Source organism: Pseudomonas sp. SbOxS1 (genome assembly GCF_013416725.1).
Classification (GTDB): domain Bacteria; phylum Pseudomonadota; class Gammaproteobacteria; order Pseudomonadales; family Pseudomonadaceae; genus Aquipseudomonas.
Window position 1 is genome coordinate 13,467 of sequence record NZ_JAAVXC010000021.1, and the last position, 20,403, is coordinate 33,869.

Annotated in this window: 22 protein-coding genes and 1 pseudogene; 12 read left to right on the top strand and 11 right to left on the bottom strand. The window is 59.5% G+C overall.

The genetic code is table 11. From position 1 onward, the window contains the following. The first annotated feature begins 59 nt into the window (after positions 1–59). The 3 genes from HFK74_RS18665 to HFK74_RS18675 all read left to right on the top strand — a co-directional run bounded on the left by HFK74_RS18665 (position 60) and on the right by HFK74_RS18675 (position 2,797). Positions 60–1,775: an FAD-dependent oxidoreductase gene (locus HFK74_RS18665; RefSeq protein WP_257230359.1), complete on the top strand. Its 1,716-nt coding sequence runs from the start codon at positions 60–62 to the stop codon at positions 1,773–1,775. 167 nt (positions 1,776–1,942) lie between these two features. Continuing rightward, positions 1,943–2,338 (top strand): hypothetical protein, encoded by a 396-nt coding sequence (locus tag HFK74_RS18670; protein WP_180204737.1) that lies wholly within the window; start codon positions 1,943–1,945, stop codon positions 2,336–2,338. Positions 2,339–2,362: 24 nt separating this feature from the next. Continuing rightward, positions 2,363–2,797, top strand: coding sequence for a VOC family protein (locus tag HFK74_RS18675; RefSeq protein WP_180204738.1), 435 nt, complete (start codon positions 2,363–2,365; stop codon positions 2,795–2,797). A 75-nt stretch (positions 2,798–2,872) separates the two neighbouring features. Here the strand turns inward: HFK74_RS18675 and HFK74_RS18680 are convergent, their stop codons facing one another. Genes HFK74_RS18680 through HFK74_RS18700 form a run of 5 tightly spaced genes read right to left on the bottom strand, consistent with a single transcriptional unit; the run spans position 2,873 to position 10,030 of the window. Next, the gene (locus HFK74_RS18680; RefSeq protein WP_180204739.1) at positions 2,873–3,382 is read right to left on the bottom strand and encodes a nucleoside deaminase; all 510 of its coding nucleotides are present in this window, start codon (positions 3,380–3,382) and stop codon (positions 2,873–2,875) included. After that, complete coding sequence (gene xdhB, locus HFK74_RS18685; protein WP_180204740.1) at positions 3,379–5,706, bottom strand: xanthine dehydrogenase molybdopterin binding subunit; 2,328 nt, start codon at positions 5,704–5,706, stop codon at positions 3,379–3,381. Before xdhB ends, HFK74_RS18680 begins: the two co-directional genes overlap by 4 nt. Then, positions 5,703–7,211: a xanthine dehydrogenase small subunit gene (gene xdhA, locus HFK74_RS18690; RefSeq protein ID WP_180204741.1), complete on the bottom strand. Its 1,509-nt coding sequence runs from the start codon at positions 7,209–7,211 to the stop codon at positions 5,703–5,705. Before xdhA ends, xdhB begins: the two co-directional genes overlap by 4 nt. 16 nt (positions 7,212–7,227) lie before the next feature. Continuing rightward, complete coding sequence (locus HFK74_RS18695; RefSeq protein WP_368738168.1) at positions 7,228–8,604, bottom strand: amidohydrolase family protein; 1,377 nt, start codon at positions 8,602–8,604, stop codon at positions 7,228–7,230. A 52-nt stretch (positions 8,605–8,656) separates the two neighbouring features. Continuing rightward, the gene (locus tag HFK74_RS18700) at positions 8,657–10,030 is read right to left on the bottom strand and encodes a nucleobase:cation symporter-2 family protein (protein WP_180204743.1); all 1,374 of its coding nucleotides are present in this window, start codon (positions 10,028–10,030) and stop codon (positions 8,657–8,659) included. Positions 10,031–10,168: 138 nt separating this feature from the next. Between HFK74_RS18700 and HFK74_RS18705 the strand changes: the two genes are divergently transcribed. Continuing rightward, positions 10,169–11,077: a LysR family transcriptional regulator gene (locus HFK74_RS18705; protein ID WP_180204744.1), complete on the top strand. Its 909-nt coding sequence runs from the start codon at positions 10,169–10,171 to the stop codon at positions 11,075–11,077. A gap of 34 nt (positions 11,078–11,111) precedes the next feature. Here HFK74_RS18705 and HFK74_RS18710 read toward each other — a convergent pair whose 3' ends face one another. Continuing rightward, positions 11,112–11,576: a nuclear transport factor 2 family protein gene (locus tag HFK74_RS18710; RefSeq protein WP_180204745.1), complete on the bottom strand. Its 465-nt coding sequence runs from the start codon at positions 11,574–11,576 to the stop codon at positions 11,112–11,114. Positions 11,577–11,672: 96 nt separating this feature from the next. Between HFK74_RS18710 and HFK74_RS18715 the strand changes: the two genes are divergently transcribed. After that, positions 11,673–12,086: a helix-turn-helix domain-containing protein gene (locus tag HFK74_RS18715; protein ID WP_257230361.1), complete on the top strand. Its 414-nt coding sequence runs from the start codon at positions 11,673–11,675 to the stop codon at positions 12,084–12,086. Between the two features lie 189 nt (positions 12,087–12,275). Here the strand turns inward: HFK74_RS18715 and HFK74_RS18720 are convergent, their stop codons facing one another. Genes HFK74_RS18720 through HFK74_RS18730 form a run of 3 tightly spaced genes read right to left on the bottom strand, consistent with a single transcriptional unit; the run spans position 12,276 to position 14,422 of the window. Then, positions 12,276–13,253 (bottom strand): trans-acting enoyl reductase family protein, encoded by a 978-nt coding sequence (locus HFK74_RS18720; protein ID WP_180204746.1) that lies wholly within the window; start codon positions 13,251–13,253, stop codon positions 12,276–12,278. Beyond that, positions 13,250–13,651 (bottom strand): VOC family protein, encoded by a 402-nt coding sequence (locus HFK74_RS18725; protein WP_180204747.1) that lies wholly within the window; start codon positions 13,649–13,651, stop codon positions 13,250–13,252. Before HFK74_RS18725 ends, HFK74_RS18720 begins: the two co-directional genes overlap by 4 nt. A 27-nt stretch (positions 13,652–13,678) precedes the next feature. After that, positions 13,679–14,422: an SDR family NAD(P)-dependent oxidoreductase gene (locus HFK74_RS18730; RefSeq protein ID WP_180204748.1), complete on the bottom strand. Its 744-nt coding sequence runs from the start codon at positions 14,420–14,422 to the stop codon at positions 13,679–13,681. Positions 14,423–14,560: 138 nt separating this feature from the next. Between HFK74_RS18730 and HFK74_RS18735 the strand changes: the two genes are divergently transcribed. The 4 genes and pseudogenes from HFK74_RS18735 to HFK74_RS33205 form a co-directional block, all read left to right on the top strand. Beyond that, positions 14,561–15,457: an AraC family transcriptional regulator gene (locus HFK74_RS18735; protein ID WP_180204749.1), complete on the top strand. Its 897-nt coding sequence runs from the start codon at positions 14,561–14,563 to the stop codon at positions 15,455–15,457. A 108-nt stretch (positions 15,458–15,565) separates the two neighbouring features. After that, positions 15,566–16,243 carry a hypothetical protein gene (locus HFK74_RS18740; protein WP_180204750.1) on the top strand — a complete coding sequence of 226 codons (678 nt, stop codon included), beginning with the start codon at positions 15,566–15,568 and terminating at the stop codon, positions 16,241–16,243. Between the two features lie 89 nt (positions 16,244–16,332). Further along, entirely contained in the window at positions 16,333–16,758 is a 426-nt protein-coding gene (locus HFK74_RS18745; protein ID WP_180204751.1) for a GNAT family N-acetyltransferase, read from the top strand. A gap of 37 nt (positions 16,759–16,795) precedes the next feature. After that, a pseudogene (locus HFK74_RS33205) lies at positions 16,796–16,897 on the top strand (NADPH:quinone reductase); the annotation flags it as partial. Positions 16,898–16,965: 68 nt separating this feature from the next. Here the strand turns inward: HFK74_RS33205 and HFK74_RS18750 are convergent. Next, the gene (locus tag HFK74_RS18750) at positions 16,966–17,508 is read right to left on the bottom strand and encodes a hypothetical protein (RefSeq protein WP_180204752.1); all 543 of its coding nucleotides are present in this window, start codon (positions 17,506–17,508) and stop codon (positions 16,966–16,968) included. A 234-nt stretch (positions 17,509–17,742) separates the two neighbouring features. Between HFK74_RS18750 and HFK74_RS18755 the strand changes: the two genes are divergently transcribed. Both HFK74_RS18755 and HFK74_RS18760 read left to right on the top strand, forming a co-directional pair. Beyond that, the gene (locus tag HFK74_RS18755) at positions 17,743–18,525 is read left to right on the top strand and encodes a CHAD domain-containing protein (RefSeq protein ID WP_180204753.1); all 783 of its coding nucleotides are present in this window, start codon (positions 17,743–17,745) and stop codon (positions 18,523–18,525) included. 102 nt (positions 18,526–18,627) lie between these two features. Beyond that, complete coding sequence (locus HFK74_RS18760; RefSeq protein WP_180204754.1) at positions 18,628–18,807, top strand: hypothetical protein; 180 nt, start codon at positions 18,628–18,630, stop codon at positions 18,805–18,807. Between the two features lie 86 nt (positions 18,808–18,893). Here the strand turns inward: HFK74_RS18760 and HFK74_RS18765 are convergent, their stop codons facing one another. After that, positions 18,894–19,778 carry a LysR family transcriptional regulator gene (locus HFK74_RS18765; protein WP_180204755.1) on the bottom strand — a complete coding sequence of 295 codons (885 nt, stop codon included), beginning with the start codon at positions 19,776–19,778 and terminating at the stop codon, positions 18,894–18,896. A 104-nt stretch (positions 19,779–19,882) separates the two neighbouring features. Here HFK74_RS18765 and HFK74_RS18770 point away from each other — a divergent pair, with 104 nt between their 5' ends. Further along, positions 19,883–20,356, top strand: a complete 474-nt coding sequence (locus tag HFK74_RS18770) for a GFA family protein (RefSeq protein WP_180204756.1) — start codon at positions 19,883–19,885, stop codon at positions 20,354–20,356. Positions 20,357–20,403: the final 47 nt, after the last annotated feature.

Consider the following 20,403-nt stretch of genomic DNA (forward strand, 5'->3'; position numbering starts at 1 on the left):
GAGCCGCTGCCACCGGGGAGCGGCCAGCTTCGCTAAAAAAAATAAAAATGGAGGTCGCCATGAGCACCTTGCCGTCGATGAATGTCGACAATCTTATCTGTGATGTCCTGGTCATTGGTTCTGGCGCCTCGGGCCTGGCGACTGCCGTCACCTGCGCCGAGCTCGGCCTCGACGTCATCGTGGTAGAAAAAGAACCCGTGCTCGGCGGCACCAGTGCCTGGTCGGGTGGCTGGCTGTGGATCCCCCGCAACCCGCTGGCAGTCGCCGAAGGCACGGTGGAAGACCTCGAACAGGCACGGACCTACCTGCGCCATGAACTGCGCTGCGATTTGCTCGACCCACGCCTGGAGATGTTCCTCGAACAAGGTCCGAAGATGGTCGAGTTTTTTCAGCGCCATACCGAAGTGCAATTTTTCTCCGGCAGCAAGATGCCTGATTTTCATGCCAGCGAAGGTCATGCCCGCGGCGGTCGCTCCCTCTGCGCCCTACCGTTCGATGGCCGCCGACTGGGTCCCTGGATCAACCAGCTGCGGCGTCCGCTGGACCTTATCAGCCTTGGCGGAATGGGCATTGCCGGTGGCGCCGATCTCAACCATTTCCTCAATGCGACCCGCTCGGCAAGGTCAATGCTGTATGCCGGCAAACGCCTGCTGCGCCATGCCCGTGACCTGATGCGCCACGGCCGGGGCATGCACCTGGTGAACGGCAATGCCCTGGTCGCCCGGCTGTTGAAAAGCGCCCTGGACCGCAACGTTCGCCTGCTGACCGAGACGCCGGTGCATGAGCTGCTGCGTGATGATCAGCGCGTGGTTGGCGCCCGTATCGAGCGCAGCGCACGCCTGCTCGACATCCGCGCACGACGGGGTGTGGTGATGGCTTGCGGCGGGTTCCCCCACGACCGGCAACGCATTGCCCGGCAGTTCGCCCATGCCCCTGATGGCAGCGCCCACTTGAGCGCTGCCCCCAAGGGCAATACCGGCGACGGCCTGCGCCTGGGTGAAAGCGTCGGCGCGCGCGTCGCCTGCGACCTGGCGCACGCCGCTGCGTGGGCACCGGTGTCTCGCGTGCCACGGGAGGACGGAGGCTTCAGTGGCTTTCCGCATTTGATGGAACGGGCCAAACCGGGTTTCCTCGCGGTGCGCCAGGATGGTCGACGCTTCGTCAACGAAGCAGACTCCTACCATGACTACATGTGCGCACTGTTCGACGCCTGCGGACCGGGAGAAACCCCGGTGTCCTGGCTGATCTGCGACCACCGCGCCCAGCGGCGCTATGGCCTGGGCTGGTCCAGACCCTTTCCGTTCCCGACAGCGCCCTATGTGCGCAAGGGCTATCTGTTCAAGGACGCGACCCTGGCGGGACTGGCACGCCAGTGCATGATCGATGCGCAGCAACTGCAGGCCACGGTGGAAACCTTCAACCAGTTTGCCGAGAAAGGCTGCGATCCACAGTTTCGCCGCGGTGAGTCGCTGTACAACAAAAACCAGGGCGAGATCCTCCAGGGTCCCAACCCGTCCCTTGGCAGCCTGCGCCAAGGCCCCTTCTACGCCGTGAAGCTGGTGCCCGGCAGCCTCGGCACCTTCGCCGGCCTGCACACCGATGCCTGTGCCCGGGTACTGGACAAAAACGAGGCGCCGATTCCAGGGTTGTTCGCCGTGGGCAATGACATGAACAGCGTCATGAACGGCTACTACCCCAGCGGTGGCATCACCCTCGGACCGGGCATGACGTTCGGCTACATTGCCGCAAGAACACTTGCAGGCTCAACGGCGTGACGCAGAGCGCTCTGGCAGGCGTTGTGCAAATTGCAGAGGCGCCCCAGAACTTTTCCCTGTTTGCCGGTCTATTTGGATAGGCACATCCGCTCGCTAGCGCGAACCCGCAGGCTTCGCGCAACAGGATGGCCACACGCCCAATTGTCAATCAGAGGTTGTCTTCGCTCATGAAATTCCATGACCCACGGAGGGTGCTCTTCGGACTGTTCGCGCTCGCGGTAATGGGCTCGGCATCAGCCACACCGATGAAGACGCCAACCCCTGTTGTCGCAACGCAAATCTCAGCCGTCGAGGCGCCTGCCAAGGCCGCCGACAACCCTTGGCCGACCTTGGCCAGCATGACCGGCAAGCAGACGTTGCTCGCCCATGACGACCGCTACTGGCACGACGGCCGCTGGCACAGTCGCCGGGACGATTGGCGCCGAGACGAATGGCGCAGGGCCCAGTGGCGTAGAGAGCAAGCCCGCCGTGAAGCCGAACGCCGTAATTGGGAGCGCCACCGCGACCGGGACCGAGCCATGCACCACCGCTACGACGACGATCACCGCTACTATCGTCGCTAGTGCCAGGCCAAGGGGGCGAAGGACATGAGCATCACGCGAATGGACAACGTCCTGATCGTTGTCGACGATCTCGAAGCGGTGAAGGCATTCTTCATCGCGCTGGGTCTCAAGCTCGAGGGGCAAACCACCGTTGAAGGGCCTTCCGTCGGCGGCCTCATCGGGCTTGCAAACGTGCGAGCCACCCTCGCGATGCTACGCACGCCCGATGGGCAAGGCATTGAACTGGACAAATTCCACACGCCAGACCCCGTCAGGTTCGGGCCCGTGGACACGCCCATGAACGCCCTGGGTCTTCGGCGCATCATGTTTGCCGTCGATGACGTCGATGCGCTCGTTGCACGGATGCAGGTCCATGGCGCTGAACTGATTGGCCAGATGCAATACGAGCAATCGTACCGGCTCGCCTATATGCGTGGACCTGAGGGCATCATTGTCGGGCTTGCGGAGCAGCTTGGTTAAGGCGCAAGGCTCGCTCGCGCCCCCGGGGCTACCTAACCGCTGGCGACATCCACCCCATGGATGGAACGCCGCCGTTCACTTCCAGAAACCAACGTGAGCCTGGGCCGCTTCGGATTCCAGCATCGGCCCGAACACCGGGATCTGTCGTTGCCCACGGGCGAACACTTCACGGCACGGCAGCGAGAACGTCGGGTTTTCTGGATGGTCGCCGGTCAAGCCCAGCAGTGCATGCTCGGATAACGCATAGACCACCCGGCCGATGCCGGTCCAGTAAATCGCCCCGGCGCACATGCAGCAAGGTTCGGCACTGGTGTACAGGGTGCATTTGGCCAAGGCCTGCGGGCTCAGCAACCTGGCAGCTTTCGCGGCTGCGACCAATTCGGCATGTTGTGTGGGATCGCCTTCGGGGGGCATGGAATTGTTGCCAGCCTGCGATATCAACTTGCCGCTTTGGTCGGCCACTAATGCGGCAAACGGGTGGCGGCCAAGCGCCTTCGCCGCTGAAGAGAGCTGGATGGCCTGGCGCAGAAGTTCCACGTCAAGGGCAGAAATGCCGGGTGGGGTCGTGTTGGTCAAGTCAGTCATTCAAAGCCTCGAATTGCGGTTATCGCCTGCAGGATTCGCTCGCTGGTTGCAGGGCCGTTCAGTGGCGGGTTCAGTTTGTACTGCGCCACACTGGCAATCGCGTCGCGTAGCGCAAAAAACACCGAGAAAGCCAGTAACATAGGCGGCTCGCCTACCGCTTTCGAACGGAAGATGGTGTCCTCGGCGTTGCGGTTGTTGAACAGCTTGACGCGAAAGTCATCAGGGCAATCATTGACCGCCGGAATCTTGTAGGTCGAAGGGGCGTGGGTCATTAGTTTTCCGGCCTTGTTCCACCACAGTTCCTCCATCGTGAGCCAGCCCATGGCCTGGATGAAGGCACCTTCCACCTGGCCAATATCGAGCGCCGGATTGATGGATTTGCCAGCGTCATGCAACAAGTCCACACGCAGTAACTTCCACTCACCGGTCAGGCTGTCGATCTGCACCTCGGATACGGCAGCGCCATAGCTGAAGTAGAAGAACGGCCTGCCTTTCAGTGTCTCTCGGTCCCAGTTCAATTTAGGGGTGGCGTAGAAACCATCGGACCAGAGCTGCACGCGACTCTCATACGCCGCCCTCACCAGGTCAGGCCAACTGAGCCGATGCTCATGCAGGCTCGCCTGATTGTTGGCATAACCCACGTCATCGAGCGTGCCGCCGTATCGATTCACCAACATCTGTGACAAGCGGAGCTTGATTTGGCGCGCCGCATCCTGGGCGGCCTTGCCATTCAGGTCAGTCCCGCTTGAGGCAGCAGTTGCTGAGGTGTTGGGTACTTTGCTGGTGTCCGTTGCGGTGGAGCGCACCCAACTCAGATCGATGCCCAGCTCATGGGCGACTATCTGGGCGATCTTGGTATTGAGGCCTTGCCCCATCTCGGTACCACCGTGGTTCACCAGCACCGAACCGTCCGTGTAGATATGAACCAGGGCTCCGGCCTGATTGAAGTGGACAACGTTGAAGGAAATGCCGAATTTGAGCGGCGTCAGGGCAAGGCCTTTCTTGAGCACAGCATTTTCCTGGTTGAAGGCCAGGACGGCCTGGCGTCGAGCCCGGTAGTCGCTTGTCTGCTCCAGCTCAGCCACCAACTCATGGATGACATTGTCTTCCACCGTCATGCCGTAGGGGGTAACGTTGCGCTCGAGCTTGCCATAGAAGTTGCGCTTGCGAACGTCCAGCGGGTCCAGACCCAGTTCGCGAGCAATGTCATCGATGATGTACTCGATGGCGATCGCACCTTGCGGGCCGCCAAACCCGCGAAAGGCAGTGTTGGACTGGGTGTTGGTTTTGCCGGCCATGGATCGGATGTCCACGTCACTGAGGAAGTAGGCATTGTCGAAGTGGCACAAGGCGCGGGTCGCCACCGGGCCGGACAAGTCAGTCGAAAAACCTCCCCGCGAGCACATCTCTACGGTCACACCCCGAATCAAGCCGTCGGGCTCGAAACCCACCTCATATTCGTAGTTGAAACAGTGACGCTTGCCGGTGATCATCATGTCGTCGTCACGGTCCAGGCGTACCTTGACCGGGCGCTTCAGCCGCGCGGCGGCCAAGGCTGCCACGCAGGCAAACAGACCGGATTGCGACTCCTTGCCGCCGAATGCCCCGCCCATGCGACGAATCTCCACTTTAACCTGGTGGTTTGGCAGATTCAGGCAATGGGAAATCAGGTTTTGCATCTCTGTCGGGTGCTGAGTGGAGCACAGCACATGCATGCCGTTGTCTTCTTTGGGCATGGCATAGGATATTTGCCCCTCCAGATAAAACTGTTCCTGGCCGCCGATGGAGAATTCGCCCTTGAGCCTGCGCCTTGCACCTCCTATTGCCTGTTCGGCTTCGCCACGGCGCAGGTGCAGCGGCGGGAACAGAAAAGCGCCCTGTTGCTTCGCTTGCTCAGGGGTGAGTATTGCAGGCAACGCCTCGTAATCTATCTTGCCCAGTCGAGCTGCACGGCGCGCGGCGTGATACGTATCGGCGATGACGGCAAAGACCGGCTGGCCGATGTACTGCACCACGCCATCGGCGAGTATTGGGTCATCGTGGACGATAGGGCCGCAGTCGTTGGCTCCCGGAATATCAGCTGCAGTCAAAACTGCGACCACACCCGGCGCTGCAAGAACATCACTCAAGTCCATCGACAGGATTCGCGCATGGGCCTGTTGGCTCAAGCCAAGTGCCGCATACAGTGTGCCCTGCAGTTCGGGGATATCATCGATGTAAGTCGCTTCACCGCTGACATGCAGATGAGCTGACTCATGCGTGAATGCGCGCCCGGCGGCGCCTTGTCTCAATGGCTCGTTGGATAGACTGACTGGCTTGTTCATGGTTGCTCCTGGGCCACATCAAAGACCCGAATGCGTTCCTTGGGCACTGGCTGATTCAGGCGGGTTTCAAGATAGAAGCGATAGAGCAGATTCTTTGCGCACTGCTGTCTGTACTCAGCGCTGGCACGCATATCGGAGAGTGGCTGGTAATCCTCATCAAGCGCGGCCTTGGCTTGTTCCAGCGTGTCCTCGGTCCAGGACATGCCGATCAACTGTTGCTCGCAATGGCAGGCTCTTTTGACCGTTGCTGCCATACCGCCGTATGCCACCCGACAATCAACGACACGCCCTGCGTCGAGGCGAATGGAAAATGCCGCACAGACGGCCGAGATGTCCGAGTCAAAACGCTTGGACAGTTTGTAAGTGCGCATCTGCCAACCTGCTTCGGGCAACGGAATCAAGAGTGCTTCCACAAACTCATCGGCGTGCATGTCCTTGCGCATGTAGCCGGTGTACAAATCCTCGAGTGCAAGTGTCCGGCTTCCACCAAGGCCCTGCATGACCACCCTGGCCCCCAACGCAACCAGCGCCGGCATCGAATCGCCGATGGGCGAGCCATTGGCGACGTTGCCACCCAAGGTGCCAGCGTTGCGGATAGGCTTGGAGGCGAAGCGCTCCCAGAGTTCCTTGAGTTGCGGGTAGAGCTCGACGATAGCGGCGAAGCTGTCGGTCAGCGATACGGCTGAGCCAACGCGTAAAAATTGCTGATCGCGCTCGATTCGCTTGAGCTGCGGCACCTTGCCGACGAAAATGATGTCGCCGATATCGCGAAACTGCTTGGTCGTCCACAAACCGATATCGGTACACCCCGCCAACAGCAGCGCGCCGGGGTATTCGGCACGCAGCCTGATCAACTCCTGCATATTGCTCGGAGCAAAAAAGCGTCGACCCTCATGTTCGTATACGAGTGTCTCGCTGCGCTCGAGCACCTCCAGCTTCAATTTCAAGGCCTCGCGTTCGAATCTTACGGGCGCCCGCTCGAACATTTGCTCACCTGCGTCCAGGATCGGTCGGTAACCGGTGCAACGGCAGAGGTTACCGGTCAACGTGGAACGGATATCCTCTCGCCCCGGACGTTCGTCACATTGCTCATGTTCGAGGTAGAGACTCCACAAGGACATGACGAACCCGGGCGTGCAAAAGCCGCACTGCGATCCATGGCAATCGACCAGCGCTTGCTGCACCGGGTGTAATGTCCCTGCTTCCTGGCGCAGGTGCTCAACGGTAAACACAGCCTTACCGTCCAGGGACGGCATGAACTGGATGCATGCGTTTACTGTGCGCATCCGCAGTTCACCATCCAGCAATTCGCCAACGACGACCGTGCAGGCGCCACAGTCTCCTTCGGCACAACCTTCCTTGGTGCCCGTCAGGCAGCGATCTTCGCGCAGGTGATTGAGCAGGCTGCGGGTAGTGTCGACATGCTCAAGCGATTGCACTTCACCGTTGAGCACGTATTGGATAACCCCCTGCCTGGGAGAATTGTCATTTCGGATGTTTTGCATGAAGGTTTCCTCGAGGTCAAACGCCACTCACTCGATCAAGCTCGTTGATGGAGACCCCGGCCTGGTCCAGCCAGACTTTTCGACGGGCAAACAAATCAGGGACCGTTTCGTTGACCTCGGTGATCAGCACGTCCAGGTCAGCGTTCTTGAGTTGTCCGTTCTCGACCAGCACGCGACCGGCCACCATTGTCATGTCCACATCACCGCCTTGCACGGCGTGCACCAGGTTGTGGTGAAGATTGGCCAGCGGGCCACGGGTGATAAGCGGCGTCATCCTCGGCGTATCAACGCGAACAGCGATGATGTCCGCGGCTTTACCGACTTCCAGCGAGCCGATCTGTTTGTCCATGCCCAGGGCGCGTGCTCCGTCGATCGTGGCCATGCGGCATACCGACCATGCATCCAGTGCTGCTGCATTGAGGTTGGCGAATTTGGCCAGCAGCGAGGACACCTTCATCTCCTCGAACATGTCCAGGTTGTTGTTCTCTTTTTCACCATCGGTGCCCAGGCCGACCGCAACGCCTGCTGCCAACAGTTTTTCGATCGGAGCGGCACCGGATGCCAGCTTCATGTTGCTGACGGGATTGTGTGCCACACCGATATTGCGGCGCGCCATCAGCGCGATCTCTTCGTCGTCGACCCACACGCAATGAGCAAGCAGAACCTTGCTGGCATCGAGCAGGCCGAACTTCTCCAGGGCCTGTACGGGACGCATTCCGTAACGCCGGATGGTTTCCTCCACGTCAAAGCGGCTTTCGTTACTGTGGGTGTGGAAACCAACCTTGTTGGCTTTGCAGATATCCGCGATGCGCTTGAAGGCCTGCGGGACGGCGTAGAACATATGTTCCAGGCCCACCCACACACTGATGCGGCCATTCGCCCCGCCGTGCCATCGCTCAATCAAGGCTTCGTTGCCGTCGAAGGTCTCGAAGTAATCATGGTCCGGGTGTTCGGCAACATAGGGCACCAACACCGCGCGAATGCCTAGCTCATTGGCTGCCTCTGCACTGCCGTGCATGTATCGCCACATATCGACCACCGTGGTGGTGCCGGACAGCAATGCTTCGCTGTAGCAAAGCATGGAAGACAAACGCGCCTCACTGGGCAGCAGTACCCGATGCATGGGGTCGATGTACTGCTGCAACCAATCCCATACCGGCAAGCCCTCTGCAGTGCCTCGGAGCATGCCGGAGTGGCAATGGGTATTGACCAGCCCTGGCATCAACAGGCGATCGGTCAACCGGCGTACCGGGGCCAGGGGATGGCGCGCGAGCAGCGCCTGCGCCGGACCGACATCCGCGATCAGGCCGTCCTTGACCAATACTGCGCCATCTTCGATCACAGTGTTGTGGGCGTCCATGGTGAGGACGAGGTCGGCCCTGATGAGTTCAATAGTCATCGTACTTAACCCTTTTTGCTGATTATTTTTTTGGTTGTTCTGTTGTTCAACTGTCGCTCAGCGCCGCGGTGCGGGCTGCTGCTGCTTCGGCTTCGTCGGCCTTGCCGAGCCCGTTGAAAAGGATGTTGAGAATCAGTGCGCTGCAAACGCTCAGAACGATCCCGCTTTCGGTGAACACCCGGCTCCAGTCGGGCAAATGGTGAAAGTAGAGCGGCGAGACCATCGGGATCATGCCTATGCCCACACTCGTGGCCACGACCAGAAGGTTGTAGCGCGACTGTTCGAAGTCGACGGTGGAAAGGATGCGCACCCCCATCAACGTGACCATGCCGAACATCACCATGCCGGCGGCACCGAGTACGTACTGAGGGGTGGAGGCAACGATGTAGGCTAGCTTGGGAAAAAGTCCCAGCCCGATCAGAATCATCGCGCCGGCTATGCACACATAGCGGCTCTTGACACCGGTCATGGTCACCAGGCCAATGTTTTGCGAGAAAGAGGTATAGGGAAACGCGTTGAACACCCCGCCGAGAATGGCACCCAGGCCATCCGAACGAAGGCCACGCACCAACCTTTGACGAGTAGTCGGTCGGTCAACCATCTTGCCCAGCGCCAGGAACATTCCGGTCGACTCGACCATGGTGACCAGCATGACCAGACACATTGAAACAATGGCGACAACATCGAATTTCGGCGCACCAAACGCGAAGGGCGTAATCGTCGAGAACCATGGCGTCTGATGTATGCCGTCAAGCACGATATCGCCGCGAAAGAACGCTATGAAAAAGCCGACCAGTACCCCCAGGAGCACCGCGATATTGGCAATGAATCCTTTGGCGAAGCGGTTGATACCCAGGATCAGGATCAGCTGTAAAAGAGAAATGGCCAGGTAAACCGGATTGCCGTAGTCCGGATTGGAGCTGCCATCGGCCAGTAGCGGATGGCCTCCGGCTGACCAGTCGATCCCCACGCGCATCAAGCTGATGCCGATAACCAGAAGCACGGTGCCGGTTACCACCGGCGGAAAAAAGCGCAGCAATCGGCCCATGACCGGGGCAAAGAGAATGCCGAAGAAGCCGGAGGCGATGATTGCACCATAGACGCCTGGCAGCCCCAGGGACGGGTTCAGGGCAATGGCGATCATCGGGGTTACCGAAGCGAAGGTCACGCCCATCATGATCGGCAGTTGAATGCCGAAAAACCGGTTCCCTGCGCATTGCACGAGTGTCGCCAGGCCCGCGGCAAACAAGTCTGCGTTGATGATAAGGGTCAACTGGTCTTTGGGGAGTTGCAGTGCGGCACCGAGAATCAGCGGCACGATGATGCATGCCGAATACATCACCAGCACATGTTGAAAGCCAAGTATCACGGTTTGAGCCAGCGGTAGCCGCCGATCCACAGGGTGCACAGCATTAGTCATTGTCCTCTCCTGGTTGTTATTGTCGAGGCAGTGATGGGATAGGTTATTGTTGTGGTTGCCTGGTAAGGCAGGGCCAAAATGCGCCCCGCCGCTCCCGTTGTAAAAATGGGACCTATTGATTTTTTTTATGGTGCATCTATGAGGTTGTCCCTGGAGCAACTGGCCGCATTTTCTGCGGTCGCCAGTGAGCGCTCTTTCTCGGCCGCAGCGCGCAAACTGGGCAAATCGCAGTCAGCCGTGAGCATTTCCGTTGCGAACCTTGAGATCGACCTGGGCGTCACGCTGTTCGACCGAAGCCTGCGCTATCCCCAGTTGACGACGGAGGGGCGTGCGCTATTGCGCGACGCCGAGGCCATTCTTGGTCAATGTTTCAACATGGAGAACCGCGCAAGCAGCTTGGCCGAAGAGCTGGAAACCGAACTGGTGATCAGCATCGACGATGCCATCCCCTATCAGGCACTCGCACCCGTGCTGCAGGATTTTTCCAAGCACTTCACCCATGTCGACCTGACCGTACTGCATCCATCGAGACAGGATGCCCTTGGCATGATCGAGGAGAAAAAAGTGCTGTTGGGCGTAATGTGTACTCGCTCGCATTACCCAAAGAACCTGCAGTTCAAACGCCTTGGCAGCATCACATTCAGCAATGTAGTGTGCCGGGATCACCCGTTGACCCAGATGCACCCGGTCAGCTTCAACCAGCTGAGCAACTTCCGGCAGCTCGTCTACCTGCCGTTCCAGGACAGGCTGCCCACCAGCGAGTACCTCAACTCACCCAACCATTGGCGCGTCGAAAGCTATCTCACACTGATCAACATGCTGCGCGAAGGAATGGGCTGGGCCACCGTACCCAAGCAATTAATGCAGGACCTTAGTCCCGATGGGCAGCTGGTTGAGCTGGAACTGGATGCTTATCCATTCACGGACTGGACCGTGGGTGTCGACTTGGTGTGGTCGTCACTCTTGCGTTCGGGGAAAGCGGGCACATGGCTGCGTGACACGCTCGGGCGGACACAGATCACGACTGCTGTCGTGAAAGCCAACTGATCAGAAAAGGAAAACAACAGGAACCCCTTCGCGGTCAAATGCCCATGAGCACCGCGATGTCACCTGTACGCCAGACGTTGTCGACCGTCAGCCGCTGAATGCTCCATCCCTCACCCAACCTCACCAGATCGACGTCGTAGCGGTTCTTCATGAGGTAGTGGCGTGTGGGATCGTTCCTCAACACATGTTGGGCTTCCACCAGCGCATCCAGATGCGCTTTGTCACCTTCAATTTTCACTCGGGGATTGCTGACCGAATGGGTGGTATCGACTTGTCCCAGGGCACTGGACAGGGCCGCAACGATGACGTCCCGACCTTCAAGTACAGGATATTCGAAGCCGGCCTTTGCGGCGGCAGGCCTGAAGTCGGAAACAGCATCCTGAGTAAAAGCGCAAGCGAGTAGTGCTTTGTCACGCAGATCGATTCCTGCGGCGAAGCGGTAGAGGGTATCAACGACCGCGAGCTGATCGGCTGCGTCTGTCTGGTGTGTAGATGACATGAGTAACTCCGGATAGGTAGAAACCTGATGGTATATTGTGTATACCTAATATCAATTACGCACTTTGAAGTCATCAGGTATACCCGAGGAAACCCCATGCTCGAGACCGCCGATAAATCCGCAGCGAACATCGGTCCAGCATCTGCAGATCGAGGCGTGGATTGCTCCAGCCGCTTCCTGCTCGACCAGATCGCGGACAAGTGGTCGGTGCTGATACTTGCAGCACTGTGCAAGAAGCCACTGAGATTCAATGAACTCAAACGATGCCTGGACGGGATCACCCAGAAAGCCTTGACTCAGGCCCTTCGCCGTCTTGAACGCAACGGCATTTTGGCCAGGCGAGTCATCCCCTCCTCGCAGGTGGCGGTTGAATACAGCATCACGCCGCTGGGCAGGACACTCGAACACCCTTTCAACGCTCTGTATCTCTGGACACTCGATCACCTGGACGCCGTCATGAAGGCCCAAGCCGATTTCGACTCCCGAGAAATCGAGGCGGTACAGGTTTAACCGAAGCTCAGCCAGGCACACGCTTGCGTGCGCCTGGAGGCTCAAGCAGCTGCGTCAGTAACCCACACCACGAACACCGCCCGAAGCGCGGATGGATTCGCCGGTCACCTGTGCGAGAAGCAGCGAGATTCCGGCCGGTCGCCCCCGCAAGAAAACTTGTACCGGCCTCTTGAACAGCCAACACCGACTTTAGAAATCGGTGATCAGCGTCCCGGCAATACTCTCGGCAAATCCATCACCGAAGACCCTGGCCGGGGTTGCAAAGCCCGGCTGCCGTTCACCGGTCAATACGCGGCGCGCTGCTTCCACTGCCGCCAACGGCGTATAGGAATAGCCGTTTACGGTTTCGATCGTTGATCGCGCGATTGCGCCATCTGCCCCTGTAACCTCAACCACAGCACGCGCCCGATGAGCCTCCCGTTCCTCGGGGGTCGGACCATCAGGCAATTGCGACAGATCTCCTTCTGGAAACGCATCGCCCGCGATATGCACGAACATCGCAATATTCGGGATGCCGGTCGAATGCCACCCGGTCACCAGATCACCGAAAGACAGTGGCGCACAAAGGACCGGCCCCTGACCAAAATCAAAGTGACGCAATGGGGCATCAGGTGTTGCAACGAGTTCACCATCGATCCTCGCCAGCACACCTGCTCCGAGGATTTCGCTGACACTCATGGCCGACCCTCGTGACATGGACCCGGGGACCTGCAGCGCGATGCTCAGCACAACAGGCTCTTCGACACGCTTGGCGACATGCACCGCCAGCGAGTCGGTAGGCACGACATCCCAACCGACGCCCGGTAATAGCATGACGTGATTTGCAGCTGCTTCTGCGCCCAGTCTCTCAGCCAGCCGGTAAACGTTGATCTCGGCTGTGATGTCCAGATAGTCGACACCCGCCTTGATACAGGCACGCATCAAGGTCTCTGCGGTGTGCGCAAACGGCCCCGCGAAATTGAGTAATACCGAGATGCCGGATAACGCGTCCTCGGCTTGCGTACCGGAATCGAACACGCGAAACGGCACGTCCAGATGCGCTGCGAGTGTCGCCAGTCGTGACTGATTGCGCCCGGCGATTTCGAAATCCAGGCCGAGCGCTTTCGCCCGCTCTGCAGCCATACGACCGGTATAGCCGGTGGCTCCATAAATCAGAAGTGTGCTCATTGGGCGTGCTGCCATTTTTTATAGACGAATTCTAGGCTGTACCCATCCGGGTCCAGAACATTGGCGGCGTAGTAATCAGGGTCGTAATGCAGACGTGCACCCGGGGCGCCGTTGTCGACAGCGCCACTTCCCAGGGCCGCCGCATAGGCCGCATCTACCTCGCTCCTGCTGCTCGCCACAAAGCCGACATGCACCGCTCGACCCTCCACCACGCCTTCGCGCAGCCAGAAGAACATCCGTCCATTGGCACCGAAACCTTTCAGGTCGGGATGCCCTGGCGGGCCATCCTTGCCGTCGTAATCGAGCCTTGCGGTGATGCCCAGCGGGGTCAATGCCGCCGTGTAGAAACGAACGGAACGATCGATGTCACTGACCGACAGGAAAATGTGATCAAGCATGGAGTAGCCTCGCCATCAGAGAGTGATTCAAATGAAATAGCCGCCCGCCACTTCGATGGATTGGGCATTGATCCAGCGCCCTTCTTCGGACAGCAGCATGGCAATCACTTGAGCGACGTCCTGGGGTTCGCCCACCCGACCGAGCGCCGTTTGCGAGGCGAGCAACGCCTCGAATTGCTCATTCAAACCGCCACCCAGCTCCGTACGAATAGCCCCCGGCGACACCGCGTTGGCGCGTATGCGTCGCTCAGCGAACTCCTTGGCCATGTAACGGGTCAGCACTTCCAGCCCGCCCTTGAAGGCGGCATAGGGCGCCACACCGGGGGTGGCGACGCGAGTGGTGGCGCTGGTCAGATTGACGATGCTGGCGCCCTCGCCCAGCAAGGGCAGCAAGGTTTGCGTCAGAAAAAACGGACCTTTGAGGTGGACATTGAGCAATCCGTCGAACTGCGCTTCGGTGACCGATTCCAGGGGATTGAACAGGCCGTGGCCCGCGTTATTGACCAGCCCCGCCAGCGTTTCCACGCCCCAGGTTTCCTGCAGGGTCTGCTGCACCCTTTCACGGAAATGGCCGAACTGGCTGACATCCGCAACGTCCAGCTCAAGCGCCACGGCGTTGCCGCCCGATGCCTGTATACGCTGGACGACGGAGGTGGCTGCATCGACATTGCTTCTGTAGGTCAGAATGACGCCCATGCCGCGCCGGGCACAGTGCTCGGCGGTACTGGCGCCGATGCCCCGGCTGCCGCCGGTAATTACGATAACGCTCATGCGCTGCTCCCATGTCACTGAGGTGAGTCACCACAGTAGCCCTGTGCCTCGCAGCCAGCGCAGCCGTTCCTGCTCGAAACCTGCCTGTTTCTGCTTTTTGCTTGCGTGCGCGTAGCCGCGTGAGTTCAGATGAACGCCATGAAAACCCAACTGACAGAACTTCGTGCCCTGACATGCCGCGCCGAAAACCGCCGCACGGACACGGGTATCCCGCGCGTCGCCATGGTCCAGGGTGAAATCCCTGAACACCTGCTGGCCGCCGTCTACGAACCGATGATCAACCTGATTCTGCAGGGCAGTAAATCCATGACCATCGCCGACCGGACGCTTCGATATGACCCGGCGACTTACTTCGTCATGTCCATCGACCTGCCAGCGGTCGGCCAGGTCCACCCCTCTGCAGGCGGCGAACCTTATCTGGCGGTCAGCCTGACACTTGATCCGGTTGTCTTGACCACGCTCCTCGCCGACCTGCCCAAACCGCTCGGGCAGCATGAACAGGAAGCAGGTTTTTCGGTGGCCGCCGTCACCCCCGAACTGATGGATGCCTGGGTGCGCCTGCTGCGCTTGATGAACAAGCCTGAGGAAATCGCGGCCCTGGCGCCGGTCTACGAGCGAGAGATTCTGTTCCGTGTCCTGCAAGGCCCCCATGGCTGGATGCTGCGCGATATCGCGGCACCCGACAGCGCCATGGCGCGCGTCAACCTGGCCATTGCGCACATTCGCCAGGACTTTGCCGAACCGATCCGCGTGGACGCCTTGGCACAGCTTGCGTCAATGAGCGTGTCAGCCTTCCACCGACACTTCAAGGCCGTCACGGCGCTCAGTCCATTGCAGTATCAAAAGCGGGTGCGCCTGCTGCAGGCCCGGACACTGATGGTGGCCCATGCCAGCAGTGTCACTGGCGCGGCGTTCGAAGTCGGTTATGAAAGCGCCACCCAATTCAGCCGCGACTATGCTCGCGTGTTCGGATTGCCGCCTTCGAGAGATGCGGCTCGCATTCTTGGGGAGATCCGCAGCAGCGCACCGGGATGATCAGCCTGTTTACGGTTTTTGCGACGCGAGGACTCGCAAGTCACACTACATTGAAGGGAGACGTCGCCCGCCTGCGATGAACATACCGCCATCAGTGCCGGAGGGACGATGACCGCCTACCCCCACACGACCACCCGAAGCCGGATATCGCGCTGCGGAACATGGGTCACAGCAGCCGCTCTTCCTGCCGTGGCGCTCGCGCTTGGCGTATTGCTCGGTACGGTACCGGTCCACGCGGCTGACGCGGACGACACAGCCGACACCCCGACCGCGTCAGCGTCGATGCTGGTCGGCGGCAACTACTTCAGTCGCAATCTCAAAGACAGCAAGTACACGATCCTGGCGGTCCTCAACGGCATCGCACCTGAAAGCGGCGACATGCCGGCGGGTGGCATGGCGGTGTTCGGCTGGTTCGAGTCGGGCGAGGTGCATCTGCTGCACTCGGTCGAGTACCTGCCTTCGCTGCAGCAGATGGTGGCTCGACGCAACGTGAAGCCCGCGAAGTTCCCGCTGGACCCAAAAGCCACCCCGCTCTACGCGATGGTGTGCGGCTGGCCGCTCGACGACCAGCGCGCGCCTGGAAAGATCAGCGTCGCCTATGCCGAGCGCGACGACGCCAATACCCAGGTCAAGGATTCCTCTGTAGGCACTCTGCTCAATGTGCACTGGGTAAGGGTGCCCGCCTCGCGCGCCGCGAAGAACTTCCAGGCCATGGACTACTGCGACGAGGTCGCCAAGACAAAGAAATCGTCAGCCTCGCTCTGGCTCAAAACGACCACCGAGTGATCGACCCGCAAGCGACCACGATTCACCTGGCAATGACAGAAATGGGCTACCTTTGATGACCCGGTTACTCATCGCTCAGGGAGAGCGTCATGCCTATGGAAATCCAGCTTTCGGAAAATGTGACTGAAGCAGAGCGGTTGGGAATCCTGAACCCGTTGCTGGCTCATAACCTGGCCAAGGGTGGGGACGATGCCCATGAAACATTTGCCCTGTTGCTACGAGACCCCGAGAGTCACGAAGTCATTGGTGGACTCTATGGCAAGGTCTCTTATCGATGGCTACTGATCGATCTTGTCAGTGTTCCCGTGTCGATGCGTGGCCAGGGCATCGGAGAACGGCTGATGCAGATGGCTGAAGAGGTCGCGCAGAAAAAAAACTGCATCGGTATCTGGCTGGAGACCTTCAGCTTTCAGGCACCCGGGTTTTATAAAAAACTGGGCTACTGCGAATTTGGACGCCTGGCAGATTATCCGCCGGGACATACCCGGTTCTATTACCAAAAGTCGTTGCGCTGAGCACGTTGTGGATCTTGAGCCGATTGCTGCACGTCATACCATCGCGATCACTCGAACCCGCGCGAAGGCACAAGCACTGCTCGATGCCGGAGCTGCCCATGTGATCGTCAGCGAAGAAGATATCGTCGAGCGCGTCATGGCGCTCACTCACCGTCTGACTTCGTCAAGGATGGGCTGGACGATGGTCCAGCCCTGTAACCACTCGGCTCATGTACCGCATTTGCAATGAATTGCCGAATCATTCATACGACTATGGCACACCGCACGTACGACCCCGTTATTGCCATAGGCAACGCGATTGGTTTTAGCGGGGGGGATGTTGAATTGCAGGCACGAATTGGCGGTGGTCGTGGGTGCAATCAAGACCACAATCTCGCTGCCGCAGTTGTTGGTGAGCATGGCCTTGTCGTCCGCGGCAGGCTTGACGCTCAGGCAATCGGTCGAACCTGGGGCATTCAGGCGCAGCCCGCCTGATACAGGCGCCGAAGTGCTGGATTGTGGCACGCCTGGGGTCTGGGCAGCCGGCTGTGATGAGCTACCGTCCAGGGTCGAACTAACCCCCTTGGTCACAGCGTCGACCCCTTTGCTCGCGGCATCGGAAACGCTTTTCGTCACGTTTCTCGTGAGGTCATCCCACGCGCCGGCGTTTACGAGCGCAGGGCAAAACAGCGCCATGGCGCACACCAGGGCGAAAAGCGATCGCAAGGGTTTGCAATTGACTGATTCGATGCCAGCGTCGCGTGTGCTCATCACGGATTCCTCGTCTACCTGGTGGTATTGCGCGCACTGCTGGCAATAGCTGAAGTGTAGATAAGTCCTTTCTGAATGCAGGGAAGTAGACCGGTGGCAACCCTATGGCGAGCCGGCATCGGCCATGTAACCCGCCCCACCCTCATGGCGACACACGACCCGTTTGATGGACGCAAAACGCACCTGCGCAATCGCTGCTACGCTCTGCGAACCCACTCGCAAGCGAGGACGATGATGTCTTTTGTCGACGATTTTGTGGCTCAGATCATTTCCCTGGAAGTCGCCCTCTATCACGCTCGCGCTCGGCTGCAAGCCAACAGTGATAGCGAAGCACTGCATGATCTGAGGATCGCAGTTCGAAAAATCCGAAGCCTCTTGCGACCGCTACGCAACATGGCGCAGGTTATCGAGTTGAATCAGGCGGCCGCTGAAGTAGGCAGGGCCACGACCCCCACGAGAGATCTGGAGGTCATCACTGATGAACTGCGCAAAATGGGCTACTCGCAACAGGCAATGCGCCGAAGCGCCCTCCTGAAAGAGCAGTATCGCAAGATCGCCGCCAGCCCGCTGCTCGGCAAACTGTTTGCCGAACTGGATCAATGGCCAGAGATGTTCCGGACAGCCGAGAGAGCCGGCGAGCTGGTCGATGTAAAAAGACAGATTGAGAAAGCCCTGAAGAAAAGAATCACTCAACTGATCGCCGGGCTTCGGGACAAACAGTTTGATCGGCATGAGCTGAGGATCATCGTGAAAAACGCGCGATACCTCTCCGATGCGTTTCCGACGCTGTCACCGCTCAAGGCAACATCCAGGGCTCAATTGAAGTCGGTGCAAGCGTCGCTCGGCTCCTGGCACGATCATCACCAATGGTGCCTGCGGGCCGAGGCCGAACCTGATTTGCTCGAAATCGCCCCCTACTGGCAAGCTGCGTCAGAACAGGCGCTGGCGGATGCCGAGCTGAAATTGGCGTCACTGCTCGCGCACCTGGAGAAAGACCTGGCGAAGTCCAAATACTGATATAAAATCGCCTTGAAACGCTTGATGTAGAGCCTCTGATACATTTTGAATCATCTGAAAAATGCGCTACCCTCCGCCGCCTCAACAGCAAAGGGTTTGCCGATGAAAATTACCATTGAAACAAATGAGCAAGGTAGCGGTTGCAAAGTGTGGCTTGGCGAAACGGCCGTTTCGTTCCCCAACCTGGAGGACGCTCAGACCTACATCGCCCAACTCGAAGAGCGGATAGAGGCTGCCTCTCATACCTTTGCCCAGGATGCTGCAAACCCGGAGATCAAGTAAGCATCTCGTGAGAGGTCGTCTACATAATCGTCCAGACACTGCGCCAGCAACTTCACTGGCATGCGAGCCTCACTGTCCCGACTGTTTCAACTCGCCAGGTACCTGTTCAACGCCTCCCCCAGGGCTTCGAACGTCCTGGCGATGCGCCCGACCTTGCGCAGGTCGTTGTGCATGGCGATCCATACGTCGACCTCGAAGCCGAAGTGTTCCGGCAGGACCTGGACCAGGCCATGGGTCGCCGCCACCGTGGCCGGGCACAAGCCGAATCCCAGGCCGGCCTTGAGCGCAGCGAGTTGCGCAAGGTGGTTATCGGTGGCAATGGTGAATGACTGGTCTGCTGCACACAGCCCCACGTCGACCAGCCGGCGCAGGTCGGCAGAACGTCGGTCGGGCCCGATCAACGGGGCACGTCGTAGCGCTTCGATACTCGCGGGTTCGCCGTAGCGGTCAAGGCACTCAGCACTGGCGTAGATGCCGATGCGCAAGGCCCCGGTGCGTCGCGCAACGATCCCTGCTTCGCTTGGGCGCAACAGGCGCACGGCAATGTCCGCCTCCTGGCGGGAGATGTCCTCCAGCGAGTCGCTGATGCTCATCTCAAGCTTCAGGCCAGGGTGTCGGTAGTGAAACTCGCGGATCAATCCGGGCAGTACCTCAACGCCCAGGAAGTCGCTGCTGGTCAGCCTGACGGTGCCGCGGGACACCTCCGTTTCGCCGCTGGCCATGCGATTGAACGCCTCGGCCGCGATCGCCATGGACTCGACATGATGGATCAACCCCTTCGCTGACGCAGTGGGCGTAAGACCGGTGGGAGTGCGGGTGAACAGAGTCACGCCCAGCCCTGATTCGAGACTCTCCAACCGTCGCCGCGCAGTCGCCTGGGCAATGCCCAGCATCCGTGCCGCGCCGGACAGGCTGCCACTGCGTAACACGGCCAGAAACACCCGCTGGCTTTCCCATTCAAGGCCGCTCATACATTCCTTACCAACGGTTGCTCCATTTGTTGTCTTCTGCCGCGCGCGAGGAACAGCGATCATATGCCTCTCGCTTGTCACGCAGCAGTATAAGGAGCAGCACCATGGGTTTCACCGGTCAATGCCGATGCGGGCGCGTCCATCTTCAATTGCGCACCGAAACGCTTGCGCCGCTGTACGCCTGCCACTGCCTGGATTGCCAACGCTGGAGCGGCAGCGCGTTCGCTTTGCACATGCTGTGCAGCGCACAGGCGGTGGAGGTGTCCGGCGACACGCTCACCTACAGCCATGCCCATGACGGACAGATCTCCACCCAGCATGCCTGCGGTACCTGTTTCACCCGGCTGTTCAATGAAACGACGGCAGCCCCCGGTATGCGTGTGGTACGTGCGGGGGTGCTCAATGGCGCCGAGCGCTTGACGCCCATGGCGCATATCTGGATCGAGCGCAAACAACCCTGGGTCTCGCTGCCGGAGGGCGTCGCGCGATGGCCACAAAGCCCGACGCCTGAAGCGTTCGCAAGCGCCCTGAACGAACAGGCGTTGGCTTCGACGACGCCGCTACCGGCTTTGGATTAAACCGGGCGATCAATCGCACAGATGGCATAATCGCAACCTGTTTATAA

Excerpts from the sequence above, each read along its gene's own strand:
- HFK74_RS18755 (WP_180204753.1), top strand. The coding sequence starts at position 17,743 with ATGTCTTTTGTCGACGATTTTGTGGCTCAGATCATTTCCCTGGAAGTC.
- HFK74_RS18665 (WP_257230359.1), top strand. The coding sequence starts at position 60 with ATGAGCACCTTGCCGTCGATGAATGTCGACAATCTTATCTGTGATGTC.
- HFK74_RS18735 (WP_180204749.1), top strand. The coding sequence starts at position 14,561 with ATGAAAACCCAACTGACAGAACTTCGTGCCCTGACATGCCGCGCCGAA.
- HFK74_RS18740 (WP_180204750.1), top strand. The coding sequence starts at position 15,566 with ATGACCGCCTACCCCCACACGACCACCCGAAGCCGGATATCGCGCTGC.
- xdhA (WP_180204741.1), bottom strand. The coding sequence starts at position 7,211 with ATGCAAAACATCCGAAATGACAATTCTCCCAGGCAGGGGGTTATCCAA.
- HFK74_RS18705 (WP_180204744.1), top strand. The coding sequence starts at position 10,169 with ATGAGGTTGTCCCTGGAGCAACTGGCCGCATTTTCTGCGGTCGCCAGT.
- HFK74_RS18670 (WP_180204737.1), top strand. The coding sequence starts at position 1,943 with ATGAAATTCCATGACCCACGGAGGGTGCTCTTCGGACTGTTCGCGCTC.
- HFK74_RS18770 (WP_180204756.1), top strand. The coding sequence starts at position 19,883 with ATGGGTTTCACCGGTCAATGCCGATGCGGGCGCGTCCATCTTCAATTG.
- HFK74_RS18700 (WP_180204743.1), bottom strand. The coding sequence starts at position 10,030 with ATGACTAATGCTGTGCACCCTGTGGATCGGCGGCTACCGCTGGCTCAA.
- HFK74_RS18675 (WP_180204738.1), top strand. The coding sequence starts at position 2,363 with ATGAGCATCACGCGAATGGACAACGTCCTGATCGTTGTCGACGATCTC.
- HFK74_RS18760 (WP_180204754.1), top strand. The coding sequence starts at position 18,628 with ATGAAAATTACCATTGAAACAAATGAGCAAGGTAGCGGTTGCAAAGTG.
- HFK74_RS18730 (WP_180204748.1), bottom strand. The coding sequence starts at position 14,422 with ATGAGCGTTATCGTAATTACCGGCGGCAGCCGGGGCATCGGCGCCAGT.
- HFK74_RS18750 (WP_180204752.1), bottom strand. The coding sequence starts at position 17,508 with ATGAGCACACGCGACGCTGGCATCGAATCAGTCAATTGCAAACCCTTG.
- HFK74_RS18710 (WP_180204745.1), bottom strand. The coding sequence starts at position 11,576 with ATGTCATCTACACACCAGACAGACGCAGCCGATCAGCTCGCGGTCGTT.
- HFK74_RS18720 (WP_180204746.1), bottom strand. The coding sequence starts at position 13,253 with ATGAGCACACTTCTGATTTATGGAGCCACCGGCTATACCGGTCGTATG.
- HFK74_RS18765 (WP_180204755.1), bottom strand. The coding sequence starts at position 19,778 with ATGAGCGGCCTTGAATGGGAAAGCCAGCGGGTGTTTCTGGCCGTGTTA.
- xdhB (WP_180204740.1), bottom strand. The coding sequence starts at position 5,706 with ATGAACAAGCCAGTCAGTCTATCCAACGAGCCATTGAGACAAGGCGCC.
- HFK74_RS18715 (WP_257230361.1), top strand. The coding sequence starts at position 11,673 with ATGCTCGAGACCGCCGATAAATCCGCAGCGAACATCGGTCCAGCATCT.
- HFK74_RS18745 (WP_180204751.1), top strand. The coding sequence starts at position 16,333 with ATGCCTATGGAAATCCAGCTTTCGGAAAATGTGACTGAAGCAGAGCGG.
- HFK74_RS18725 (WP_180204747.1), bottom strand. The coding sequence starts at position 13,651 with ATGCTTGATCACATTTTCCTGTCGGTCAGTGACATCGATCGTTCCGTT.
- HFK74_RS18680 (WP_180204739.1), bottom strand. The coding sequence starts at position 3,382 with ATGACTGACTTGACCAACACGACCCCACCCGGCATTTCTGCCCTTGAC.